The 11,982-nt window shown below is 67.1% G+C and carries 11 protein-coding genes; 2 read left to right on the forward strand and 9 right to left on the reverse strand.

What is annotated here, in order from left to right; all coding sequences use genetic code 11:
* From WAW17_RS29540 to WAW17_RS29565, 6 genes are all read right to left on the reverse strand, one after another.
* A partial coding sequence (locus WAW17_RS29540) for an aromatic ring-hydroxylating oxygenase subunit alpha (RefSeq protein ID WP_422336405.1) occupies positions 1-878 on the reverse strand: 878 nt, incomplete at its 3' end.
* A 59-nt stretch (positions 879-937) separates the two neighbouring features.
* Positions 938-2,056, reverse strand: a complete 1,119-nt coding sequence (locus WAW17_RS29545) for an NDMA-dependent alcohol dehydrogenase (RefSeq protein ID WP_422336406.1) — start codon at positions 2,054-2,056, stop codon at positions 938-940.
* 38 nt (positions 2,057-2,094) lie between these two features.
* A complete protein-coding gene (locus tag WAW17_RS29550; RefSeq protein WP_422336407.1) occupies positions 2,095-3,570 on the reverse strand; it encodes an aldehyde dehydrogenase in 1,476 nt (491 codons plus the stop codon).
* 93 nt (positions 3,571-3,663) lie between these two features.
* Positions 3,664-3,984: a 2Fe-2S iron-sulfur cluster-binding protein gene (locus WAW17_RS29555; protein WP_422336408.1), complete on the reverse strand. Its 321-nt coding sequence runs from the start codon at positions 3,982-3,984 to the stop codon at positions 3,664-3,666.
* 100 nt (positions 3,985-4,084) lie between these two features.
* The gene (locus tag WAW17_RS29560) at positions 4,085-5,323 is read right to left on the reverse strand and encodes an NAD(P)/FAD-dependent oxidoreductase (RefSeq protein ID WP_422336409.1); all 1,239 of its coding nucleotides are present in this window, start codon (positions 5,321-5,323) and stop codon (positions 4,085-4,087) included.
* The gene (locus tag WAW17_RS29565; RefSeq protein WP_422336410.1) at positions 5,320-6,651 is read right to left on the reverse strand and encodes a cytochrome P450; all 1,332 of its coding nucleotides are present in this window, start codon (positions 6,649-6,651) and stop codon (positions 5,320-5,322) included. Before WAW17_RS29565 ends, WAW17_RS29560 begins: the two co-directional genes overlap by 4 nt.
* A 392-nt stretch (positions 6,652-7,043) precedes the next feature.
* On the opposite strand from WAW17_RS29565, the gene WAW17_RS29570 reads away from it, so the two are divergent.
* Positions 7,044-8,231, forward strand: coding sequence for a LuxR C-terminal-related transcriptional regulator (locus tag WAW17_RS29570; protein ID WP_422336411.1), 1,188 nt, complete (start codon positions 7,044-7,046; stop codon positions 8,229-8,231).
* A gap of 21 nt (positions 8,232-8,252) precedes the next feature.
* Here the strand turns inward: WAW17_RS29570 and WAW17_RS29575 are convergent, their stop codons facing one another.
* The 3 genes from WAW17_RS29575 to WAW17_RS29585 all read right to left on the reverse strand — a co-directional run bounded on the left by WAW17_RS29575 (position 8,253) and on the right by WAW17_RS29585 (position 11,370).
* Positions 8,253-9,944 (reverse strand): acyl-CoA dehydrogenase family protein, encoded by a 1,692-nt coding sequence (locus WAW17_RS29575; protein ID WP_422336412.1) that lies wholly within the window; start codon positions 9,942-9,944, stop codon positions 8,253-8,255.
* A gap of 10 nt (positions 9,945-9,954) precedes the next feature.
* A complete protein-coding gene (locus WAW17_RS29580) occupies positions 9,955-10,581 on the reverse strand; it encodes a TetR/AcrR family transcriptional regulator C-terminal domain-containing protein (RefSeq protein ID WP_422336413.1) in 627 nt (208 codons plus the stop codon).
* 78 nt (positions 10,582-10,659) lie between these two features.
* On the reverse strand, positions 10,660-11,370 hold the full coding sequence (locus WAW17_RS29585; RefSeq protein WP_422336414.1) for an ANTAR domain-containing protein: 711 nt from the start codon (positions 11,368-11,370) through the stop codon (positions 10,660-10,662).
* A 170-nt stretch (positions 11,371-11,540) separates the two neighbouring features.
* Between WAW17_RS29585 and WAW17_RS29590 the strand changes: the two genes are divergently transcribed.
* A partial coding sequence (locus WAW17_RS29590) for a transporter substrate-binding domain-containing protein (protein ID WP_422336415.1) occupies positions 11,541-11,982 on the forward strand: 442 nt, incomplete at its 3' end.

Consider the following 11,982-nt stretch of genomic DNA (forward strand, 5'->3'; position numbering starts at 1 on the left):
TGCTTGCTCACGAGCTCGTCGCGCAGCCGGCCGATCTCCTCGCGAGCCCCCTCTCCGAACAACGGCTCCCACTTCGCCACCGGTCGACCCCACGGGGCCTTGTACTCCAGCACGGCGTGCCCGTTACCGAGCGACTTCGCCGTGCCCTTCACCCCGCCCGCGAGGTCGGTGCCGAGCGCCGCCAGGTACTTGAAGTAGGTATCGTGCGTGCTGACCGCGTGGTAGCCGTCGATACTGTTCTCCACCAAAAGCTTCCAGTTGGCGTTGATCGCGTACTCGTTGGTGCCGGAGATGACCTCCGCGTCATCGACGGCGTCGACGATGAGATCGAGGTACTCCGTGGCTCCCGCCAGGTAGTCGACCAGGGGCACGATGTCGGGATCGTAGGAAAGGAAGACAAAGCCGCGGTAGCTGTCGACCCTGGCCGCAGAGCGCAGCCCGAGCTTGCCGAAGTCCAGGTCGTCGCCGTACGCCTGCTTGTCCGGTATGCCCACCAGCTCGCCGTCCGTATTGAACGACCAGGCGTGGTAGAAGCACGAGAAGATCTTCGCGTTGCCGCGTTCGGCCCGGCAGACCATCGCGCCGCGGTGGGTACAGGTGTTGTGGAAGACATTCACCTGCCCCTCCCGTCCGCGGACCATGAAGACCTGGCGTCCGCCGACCGGGCGGCGCACGTAGTCGCCCTTCTTACGGATTTCCGACTCGTGGCCGACGTAGAGCCAGCTGTGCGCGAAGACCCGCTCCATTTCCGTCGCGTAAATCTCCGGTGAGGTCATGGTGGAGCGGTGAACCCGGAAGCGGTGTGCTTCAGGGTCTTCATCCAGGAACGGTCCGCTTTCTGCGGGCAGTCGAGTCGTCGGGTCATCGGTGACGGTCATCGGTGCCTCTCTGTGATCGAAGTTGGTTGGTGGCCGGGAGCGGGGGCAGCGTGGTGAGGTCAGAACCGGATGACGCCGCGGATGTTCTTGCCCGCATGCATGTCCTCGTATCCCTGGTTGATGTCGTCGAGGGCGTACTCGGTGGTGATCAACTTGTCGAGCTCGAGGTAGCCCGACTGGTAGAGGTCGAGCAGTTTGGGAATATCCGCGCGCGGGCTCGACGACCCGAACAGCGAACCCTTGATCTTCTTCTCGTAGAGGACCAGCTCGAGGATCGGCACCGGGATGCCGACGGCGGTGGCGTTGCCGAGCGCGGTGACGACGACTGTGCCCTGTTTGCGGATTCCGCCGAACGCCTCCGCGATGTGCTCGCCCGTAATGACACCGACGGTGACGATCGCGACGTCTGCGCCCTGGCCGTTGGTGAAGCTCTTCGCGGTCTCGATGGCCTCCTCGACGGTGGCGAATGCGTGGGTGGCACCCAGCGAGAGCGCCATGTCCCGCTTGAAGGCGACCGGGTCGACCACGATTACCCGTGCCGCGCCGGCGTGCACGGCGCCCTGGACGGCGTTCGCGCCGATTCCGCCTACACCGAGAATCAGCACGGTGTCGCCGGGGCGCACCTCGCCGGTGTTGACGGCCGAGCCCCAGCCGGTCCCGACTGCGCAGCCGAGCAGGCAGGCCTTCTCGAGGGGGGTGTCCGCCGGAACCTTGATCGCGGAGTCGACCGCGACGGTCGTGTACTCGGAGAACGTGGAGATGCCGAGCGCCTGGGCGACGGGGGTGCCGTCCTCGAGTTGCAGCCGGAAGCTCGTCGGGTCGTCCCAGCGCGAGCCGACCAGGACGTTGGCGCCGAGATCACACAGGTTCTGGTGCCCGGTCGAGCACCAGCGGCACTTCCCGCACGACGGCAGGAACGAGAAGATGACCTTGTCTCCCGGCTCGAAGCCGGAGGTGTTCGGGCCGACCGACTCGACGATGCCCGCGCCCTCGTGGCCCCCGCAGACCGGGTAGACGGCGACGGGGAGGTCCCCGGTGGCCATGTGGTCGTCGGAGTGGCACAGCCCGGACGCGACCATCCGGACTCGGATCTCGTTCTGCCGGGGGTCGTCGACCAAAAGATCGACGATTTCGAACTTGCCCGGGGCTTGGCGGAGGATTGCACCGCGACTTTTCATGAGAACTCCTGCGTTGTAGATGAGTGAAGGGGTACTGCTCAGGCCTGCGCGGCCGAGGGGTCGAGGTACACGGTCTTGAGCACCTGATAGCTGGTCAGCGCCTCGGGTCCGAGCTCACGGCCCATGCCGCTGGCCTTGATTCCGCCGAAGGGAGCGACGGGTTCGTTGACGTAGGCGTTGATTCCGATGGAGCCGGTCTGCACCCGGCGTGCGAGAGCCTCGCCACGCTCCGGATCGGCCGTCCAGACGCTGCCGCCCAGTCCGTAGTCCGAGGCGTTGGCGATGGCGACCGCCTCGTCCTCGTCGGTGTACGGGATCACCGACAGGACCGGCCCGAAGATCTCCTCCTGAGCAATGGTGTGGTTGTTGTCGACATCGGCGAACACGGTCGGCTGCACGAACCAGCCCCGGTCGAAGCCCTCCGGACGGCCGCCGCCGGCGGTCAGCCTGGCCCCCTCCGCGCGCCCCTTGGCGATGTAGGACTCGACCCGGTCGCGCTGCCTGGCGGACACCAGCGGTCCGACCTGGGTGGTCTCGTCGAGGGGATCGCCGATCCGCAGTGAGGACGCGAGCCCGCTGATGGTGTCGACGACCTCGCTGTAGCGCGACCGCGGCGCCAGCACACGGGTTCCGAGCCAGCAGATCTGGCCGTTGTTGAGAAGCGTTGCGGCGAAGAAACTCTCGATCGTGGAAGCGAGATCGGCGTCGTCGAGGACGATCGCCGCGGACTTGCCGCCGAGTTCCAGGGTGACCGGGCGCAGCAGCCGCCCGCAGGTTTCGCCGATCGCCCGACCAGCCGCCGTCGATCCGGTGAACGAGACCTTGTCGACCTGCGGATGGGCCACCAGGTGGGCCCCCACCTCACGTCCGCCGGGCACGACGTTCAGCACACCCGCCGGCAGCTGCGCCTCGGCGGCGGCCTCGGCCATCAGCATGGCATCGAGGACCGTCTCGGGGGCAGGTTTGAGTACCACGGTGCAGCCGGCGGCGAGGGCGGGCGCGAGCTTGAGGAACGTGATCCCCTGCGGGACGTTCCACGGGACGATCGCGGCGACAACACCGATCGGCTCACGGATCACTCGCGCCGTTCCGCCGAGCATGCCCTGACGGGTCTCCTCCTGCGGGGTGTCGGTGACCAGTCCGGCGTAGTAGCGCAGCAGCAGGGCCGGGAATCCCGCCTCGAACTGCTGGGCGAGCCAGATCGGCATACCGTTCTGCAGGCTGACGCGGGTTGCGGTCTCCTGGGCGCGTTTCTCCAGGGCTACGGCGAAGCGCTCGAGAGCCTCGCGGCGGCGCGCCGGATCCCAGCGCGACCAGCCCTGTGGGTCGTCGAAGGCCCTGCGGGCAGCGGCGACGGCGTCGTCGATGTCCTGCTCGGTAGCCTCCGGGAGGCTGCCGAGGCGTTCCTCGGTGGCCGCCGCCCGCACCTCGACGGTGCGCGAGGACGACGGGTCGGCCCAGCCACCGTCGATGTAGAACTGCGAGTAGTCGGTGGTTCCGGTGAGTGCGGTCATTGGTGTGGTTCCTTTGTTGCGGTATCCCGGGTTGCAGTCGGGTTGGTTGAGATCGGGCGGGCGAACCCGCCGGGCAATGCGGGCAGGGCCGGATCAGCCGTTGGAGTCGGGCACGATCACTCGGACGCCCTCGCATGCGGCGTTCACGATGAGCTGGCATGACAGCCGGGAGCGCTCGTCGACGTCCTCGGCGTACTCGAGGAGGTCACGCTCTTCGTCGGTCGCCTCGCCGAACAGATCGGCGAACTCGGGGGCAACGTGTACGTGGCAGGTCGCACAGGAGCAACTGCCGCCGCATTCGGCGACGATGCCGGGCAGGTTGTTGCGCACGGAACCATCCATAATGCTTTGTCCAGCAGGGACATCGACGATGTGGGTGGTTCCGTCGGGGACGAGATACGTGATCTTGGGCATGGTATTCCTCGGGTCGTACAAGTCGGTGGGTTCGCGGTTGTCGGACCCGCCGGGGTCGGTGGGTCATGCGCGGTCCCCGCTGGCGGGGGACGGCGCAGGTTCAGCGGACGGCGTCGCGCAGTGCGATTCCGGGGTCGGCCAGCCGACCGGGATCGACTGGCGTGGCGGCGCCGATCCATTTCTTGCCCGCCATGAAATCCGGGGAAGCGTTGGCGGACTCCACCGCCACCGGCACACCGTCGCGGACGTGGAACAGTGCGAATCGGCCCGTCTCCGGGTCACCGCGGCGGATGACGTCCGCTCCCGGCCGCACTACTCCGGCGATCTTCAGCTTCAGGTCGAACTGGTCGGACCAGAACCACGGCGTCTCGGGTTGCGGCGCCGCCGTGCCCAGGATCGCGGCCACTGCCTGCTTGGCCTGCTCGGTGGCGCTCGGGATGCTTTCCAGCCGCCCGATGCCGTCGAGCCCCGGTACCGCCCGGCACGTCACGTCCCCGATCGCAAGGATCGCGGGATCGCTGGTGCGGGCGTATTCGTCGACGATGACGCCGCCGGCCGGGCCGCGCTTCAGGTCGGCGGCGGCGGCCAGCTCGTCACACGGCATGGCACCGATTCCGACCAGCACCGCGGTGCAGTCGATTGTCTCGCCGCCTTCGAGCACGACGCTCCGCACCTGCCCGTCGGCGCCCTCCAGTCCGGTGACCCCGACACCGGTCCGCACTACCGTGCCCTGTTCGGTATGTCGCGCGGTGAGGATCGCCGACAGCTCGGGGCTCGCGACGCGGGCCAGCACTCGGTCCTCGCGTTCGAGCACCACGGCCTCCGCGCCCGCGGCGCGGGTCACCGCCGCGACCTCCAGTCCGATGTAGCCGCCGCCGATGATGGTCAGCTTGCGACCTTCCCCGACCCACTTGCGCAGGGCTCGGGCGTCGCCGAGGTTGCGTAGCGCACCGACGCCGGCCAGGCCGGCGCCCGCTACCGGCAACGGGCGGGGACGGGAGCCGGTGGCCAGGACCAGCACGTCGTAACCGATCCGCTCGCCGGAGGCCGTGACGACCCTCCCGGCTTCACGGTCGATCTCGGTGACCTGTTCGCCGAGGCGCACCTCGACGTCCTGCTCCCGGTAGAACTCCGGGGGTCGCAGCCACTGCTCGAGCTCGCCCTCGGCGAACTTCTTCGACAGTGGCGGCCGGTGGTACGGGTAGTCGAGTTCCTCACCGAGGAGCACGATCTTGCCCGTGTACCCCTCCTGCCGGAGCAGGCCGACGAGGGAGGCCGCGCCGTGGCCGGCCCCGACGACTACGACGGTCCGAGCGGCGCTGGACGAAACCGCGTTCACGTGAGTTCCAGCCGGACCGGCAGGTTTTTCAATCCGCCGACGAAATTGGTCTGCGTCACCTTGCGTTCACCGGTGATCTCGATCTTGCGGATGCGCGGCAGCAATTCCTCGAACATGATCGGCAGCTCCTGCTTCGCCAGATGCTGACCGGTGCACATGTGCGGGCCGTAGCCGAAGGCCATGTGCCGGTTGGGCTTACGGGTGATGCGGAAATCATCCGGGGCGTCGAAGACGTCAGCGTCACGGTTGCCCGACTGGTAGAGCAGCATCAGACGGTCGCCGGCCTTGATGTGCCGGCCCCGAAGTTCGTAGTCCTCGGTGGCCTGGCGCATGAAGTGCTTCACCGGGGAGCACCAGCGCAAGCCCTCGTTGATCAGATCCCCGATCAGCGTCGGGTCCTGCTGCACCGCGGCGAGTTGGTCCGGGTGCTGGGCGAGTGCCTCGAGAGTGCCGGCCAGTGTGGAGGTGGTCGTGTCGTGCCCGGCGGTGGCGATCGTCACGAACCAGCTGTAGGCGTACTTCTTGGGCCAGTACTCGCCGTCCTCCTGCCGTGCGTTGGCGATGATCGAGGCGAGGTCCTCGCGGGGGTTGGCGCGGCGATCCTCTACCAGGACGTCGAAGTAGGCGAAGAAATCTGCAATCGCGGCGGCCCACTGCTTGGCCGCGGCTTCCGGGCTGAGGGGTTCGACATCCGCGCGAGCCTCGTCCGGGTCGGCGGTGCCGAAGAACTCCTGGGTCAGAGCCATCATCCGCGACTCGTCCTCCTCGGGCACACCGAAAAGGGTCATGACCACGTGCAGCGGGTAGTAGATCGAGAAATCCTTGACGATATCGAGCTCGTTCACCCCGGGGCGCAGCCGCTGGTCGATTGCCTCGGTCGCCAGTGCCCGAATTCGATCCTCCCAGCGCTTGAGGTTGGCCGGGCGGAACCATTCGGTCGCGACGTCCTTGACCGCAGTGTGCTCCGGCGGGTCGAGGTAGGGCAGGGCATCGAGAATGCGCAGGGTGCCGCCGGTGAGGCTCTTGGTGAAGGCGTCGCCGGGCTGGTTGGTCAGAATCGGGTTGTGGGTGCCGGGCTTGTCGCCACCGCCGTTGCAGAAGATCTCCGGCTGGCGCTCGATCTCGAGAATGTCGGCGTGCTTGGTCACCAGCCACAGCGGGTCATAGCCTTCGACGTGCACCTGGGCGAGCGGGTTGTTCTCCCGCAGCCACTTGTACGCCGCGAACAGGGCGGGCTCGTCACGGTGCCCCTGGGGAAGGACGATCTGGTGGGCAATCTGGTCCGGCACAGGTAGCGCCGGTCCGGTGGTGGCCTCGATTGTGGTCACAGTTTCCTCCGAGTGTGCAGAGTGTCGCGGCGACGTCACGGCCGGTACATTTCGGGGGGCGTGACGCCGATCACTTGAGTCCCCACAATCTTCATCGCACCGGGCGTGACCCACATCACTCGCTGGGCGTACGTTTGTCATCCCAACGGCTACCCCGGCCCGGGATTGCACTGATTCACCCACGCGCACTGGCCCGAAGAGGCATGGTGAGCATCGAGGTCGCCCGCTCTGCCCCGGAACGGCGCCGCAGTAGGAAACATCAACAATCATGTATGCATGATCAGCACTCTCGATCCGCACCACGGCCAAGAGGGTATTGAGACATGCATGCATGATTGCTAGGATTTCCTTTTGCTGATCCGGCGACGCAGCATGGGAGGAGCAGACAACACGTGGTACCGACGACGCCTCTTCGGACGGTCACCGACGACCACACCTCCTCACCGGCGCTGCGCGCCGTCGGGAGTGTGGGCGAAGAGCTGGAGCGCGCCCGTTCCGTGCTCGCTCTCTCCCGTGATCTGCTCGGATCAGATGTGCCGGTCGATCCGTATGCCGCCCACGACGTCGACGAGGCGGATGCGGCTCTCGAGGTCATCGAGAGTGCCCTTGCACACCGGCTCGGTGAAGTACTCGCTGGAGTAACCCACGGCGCCGATGGCGCTCGCCTGCTGGCACTCTCCCAGCAGATCGGCCACGCGCGGGTGATGCTGCGCCAAGCCGAGTTGGCGCAGCGGTCGGCGGCGATCGCCGGAGTCGGGCGGGCACTCGACGCGCTCCGAGCCGTGAAGTCGGTGTCCGATCTCGTCCGGCTCGCGCCGATGCATGTCGGCGAACTCGGGTTCGAGCGTTGCATGCTGTCCCGGGTCGAGGACAACCGCTGGGTTGCGAAGTCGTGTTATGTGCGGGACGACTCGGAGCTCGCCGCCGAGATCCTGGCAGTCGGCAGCAGCAGCCGGACGCTGGGCCACAGGCTCATCGAAAGCGAGATCATGCGGCGGCGGTCGCCTCTGCTGGTCCCCCGGGCGCAAGCGAACGACCGGGTCGACCCCGGCTTCAAGCGTATTACAAGTACCACTTCCTACGTCGCAGCCCCGATCATGGTCGGCGACGGAGTGTTCGGATTCGTCCACGCCGACACCCCGAGCGACGGCCGGGAGGTCGGCGAGTTCGACCTGACGCTGGTCCGTACCTTCGCGGAATGTCTCGGCTACGCCCTCGAACGCCACTACTACCAGGAGCGCCTACATACGATCCGACAGCAGGTCACCGCGGTCATGAACGATTCGCCGGACATGCTGGACGAGATGATCAGCTCGAACCTGGAGCCGGCAACCGATCCGGTCCTGGCGTTTCCGGGCCGGCACTCGGTGCAGCCCGGCTTTCCCGCAGGGATCGTGGACCTGACCCGACGGGAACTCGAAGTCCTCGCGCACATGGCCGAGGGTGACTCGAACGCACGCATTGCGAATCGGCTGTTCATCTCGGAGGCGACCGCCAAGGCCCACGTCAGGCACATCCTCCGCAAACTCGGAGCTGCCAACCGGGCCGAGGCGGTCTCCCGTTACCTCCGCGCGGGTTGACCGCTCCCGCTGCCAGGCAGCCTAATGCCGGGCCAGGATGGCACCGAGGTCAGCGGCCGGGGAGAGCGTGCCGTATTCGTGGGTGCGGTCGGGGCCGAGACGGGCGTCGATGAACGCGTCCGCGGTGGCGGCCGGCGAGAAACGCACCAGCAGTGACGCCTGCAGCGCGAGGGCCATCGATTCGACGACGGTACGGGCCCGCAACTGGGCGCGGTCCGGGTCTGCGGTGGCGAGTTCCCCGAGCCGGTGGCGGACCCGATCGAGATGCCCGTCCAGTGTCGGGTTGCTGCCGCGGGCCAGGCTCACCTCGGCGTCGAAGGCGGCGACGCTGTCGGGTTCGCGGGTCATCGCGCGTAGGACGTCGAGGGCGATGACGTTGCCCGACCCTTCCCACACCGCCATCACCGGCTGTTCACGGTAGCGGCGAGCGAGGGGGAAATCCTCGGTATAGCCGTTGCCGCCCAGGCATTCCAGCGCCTCGTAGGAGTGGTGCGGCCCGCGTTTGCAGATCCAGTACTTCGCGACGGCGGTGGCCAGTCGCCGGAAGCTGCGCTCCTGCTCGCTTGCGTCGTCGTCGTACGCGCGTGCCAGTCGCAGCGCGGTGACCGTGGCCGCCTCCGATTCCAGCGCCAGGTCGGCCAGCACGGAGGCCATGGCCGGCTGATCGGACAGGACCTTGCCGAATGCGGAGCGATGCCGGGCGTGCCACACCGCTTCGGCGACGGACTGCCGCATCCCGGCGGCGCTGCCGAGGATGCAGTCGAGCCTGGTGCGGGCCACCATCTCGATGATGGTGCGCACCCCTCGTCCCGGTTCTCCCACCATGACGCCCACCGTGCCGTCCAGTTCGATCTCGGACGACGCGTTCGACTTGTTGCCCAGCTTGTTCTTCAGGCGCTGGATGCGGAACACGTTGCGGGTGCCGTCGGGCAGGACGCGGGGCAGCAGGAAGCAGGAAAGCCCCTCTCCGCCTGCACCTTCCGCCTGCGCCAGCACGAGGAACGCATCGGACATGGGAGCCGAGCAGAACCATTTGTGCCCGGTGAGCAGGTAGTCGGCACCGGGTCCGCCGCGCCCCGCCGGTTTCGCGACGGTGGTGTTGGCCCGTACGTCCGAGCCGCCCTGCTTCTCCGTCATGGACATGCCGAAGATGGCGGAGGCCTTGCCGGGCGCATCCAGTTCCGGTGTGTAACTGCGGGAGAGGGCGCGGGGCTTCCAGAGCGCCGCGACGTCGGGTTGCAGTTCGAGGGACGGAATGACGGCATGGGTCATCGAGATGGGACACGCGTGTCCCGGCTCCACCTGAGAGAAGAGCATGAACGACGCGGCGCGCGCGACGTTGGCTCCCGGCTTGGGATCCGCCCACGCGGACGTGTGCGCGCCGTGGGCGACCGCCGACGAGATGATGCGGTGGTATGCGGGGTGGTATTCCACCTCGTCGATGCGGTTGCCCCAGCGGTCGAACGTGTGCAGTTCCGGAAGGATCGTGTTGGCGAGTTCGGCATCGTGCTGAAACGACTTGCTGCCGACCAGTTCTCCGATGTCGGTGAGCTCACCGACCGCCCAGTCCGCGTCGTGCCGACGAACGCCCTCCGTCAGCACGGTGTCGAGGGTGAACTCGTTGACGTCGACGCGGGGTGTCGACTGGTTGAGCACCGTATGGGTGCTGTGCGGTGCGGGGTGCGTGACGGATTGTTCGTACGTGCCGGTCATGGCAGACCTTTCACTCGATGGCGCTGTGGAGCACCGACTCGGGAATCTGGAGATTGGCGAAGATGACGGCAACCGCCTCTTCGAGGGAGTATCCGAAAGTTTCACCGGTGGCCGACTTCTGGATGACGAGTCCGAAGATCGCGGACCAGAACGCCTTCGACTCCACATCGATCCCGGCCCGCAATTGCCAGCCGGTGCGCATCAGCGTGCGGAGCAGTGCCTGCTCACCCGACGAGTGCAGGGTGCGCAGGGTGTCCGTGATGAGGTCGCGGAGTTCGCCGCGACGGCCGGTCATCAGCATGGCTTCGGTGAACAGTTCGACGCTGGGTGCGCCGGGGCCGAGCAGCGAACCGACCAGTTTCTCGGTGTACTCGCCGACCGTGTCGCATCCGGCGGCATCTTGTTCGGCGCGCTTGCCTGCGCGCAGGACGGCGGCGCACGCGACTTCGACGAAGAGGCGTTCCTTGGACCCGTAGTAATAGGTCACCTGGTTGGGGTGTGCTCCCGCGGCCGCGCAGATCTGCGTGATCGGCACGCTCTCCCCGTGCTCGAGGAAGAGTCCGGTTGCGGCCTCGAACAGGGACTCACGCGTCTGACGTCCCGATTCCCGTGTTGCCCGCGACGACGGTGGCCCCATGCTCACTCCCACTTGTTTGTATGACAAACAATAATGCTCGACCCGCCACGTGGCAAGCGGTGCGACGCTGCCGTGGGCTCAGGGTGCATTGCCGGAGACCACCCGGCGCGCTATCTCCGCCACGGGGATGTTCCACTCCTGGGAGAGTCGGCTGAGTAGCTCGAATGCGCGAACGGCATCGACGCCGTAGCGCTCCATGACGATGCCCTTTGCCTGCCCGATCACATCGCGGCTGGCCAGCGCGGACTGCAGCTGAGTCTCACGTTGCGCGGCGATCAACGCGATCGCCGCATGGGTGGCCAGCAGCAGACCCACCTCGTGTGAGGTGTCGTCGAAACCGTCGGCGACGTCGGAGTACAGGTTCAGCGCCCCCAGATTGTCCTGATGGGTGTAGAGCTGAAACGACAGCATCGAGCGCACCCCCGACTCCGCGGCGGCCTTGGCGAAGCGGGGCCACCGCTTCTCGGTGCTCATGTCCGGCACCTCGACGGTGTGCTGTTCCCAGATGGCGTCCAGGCACGGACCTTCCCCGAGTTCGGTCTGCAGTTGATCGATGCGCAGGGGCAGCTTGTCGGTCGCCGCCCGCGGCTCCAGCCTCCGGCGGCCGACAACCAGGGTGATGCCGGCGTGGTGGACTCCCGGCACCATCCTCACCGCTGACCGAGTGATCGACTCGAGAGTCCCGTCGATACTTCTGTGTTGTTTCTGCAGGGTCATCGCCAGCTCGGCCATTGTCTCGCCGAGCCGATCGCCGGTTCCGATGTGGTCCGGCTGCTGCGCCGTGGGCATGTGCTCACCTCCACGGGTTCCGCGGTTCCGACAAGGACATCGTCCAGCCTCGTCCTGTCGCGATCGGGGCACAATCGTGACGGCCGCCTGTGACGGACCGTCCCCCGAAGCGACGTCGCCCCTTTTCGCCGAACCGGGGCCGGCTGAAGGTTCACGTTACGCTGCACATCATGTTTTCTTCCGCCGGAGCGAGGATCCGTGTGGTGGTGGCGTTTGTTCTCACCGCCCTGCTGGCACTGACCCTGTCGTCGTGCTCGAGCGACTCCGACTCGACCGGTGCGGCCCCGCAGGATCTCTGCGCGCCCCCCGGAGTGGGTGCGGCGACGGCAGCGCCCACCAATCTGGACGCGGGCGGAGGTGCGGCCGCCGAGGACAGATACACCACGGCTGACGTCACGCCCCTCGATCAGATCGACACGTCGACACTGAACCTGATCACGCCCGGCGTCATCACGGTCGGCACCCTGTCCGACGCGCCGCCCAGCATCTGCATCAATTCGGACAACGAATTCACCGGCTACGACAACGAACTCCTGAAGGCCGTCGCCGAGAAGCTGGGGCTGCGCGTCGACTTCGTCGGCACCGAGTTCGCCGGACTGCTCGCGCAGGTGT

It is taken from the genome of Rhodococcus sp. (in: high G+C Gram-positive bacteria) (assembly GCF_049286785.1).
Lineage (GTDB): Bacteria > Actinomycetota > Actinomycetes > Mycobacteriales > Mycobacteriaceae > Rhodococcus_F.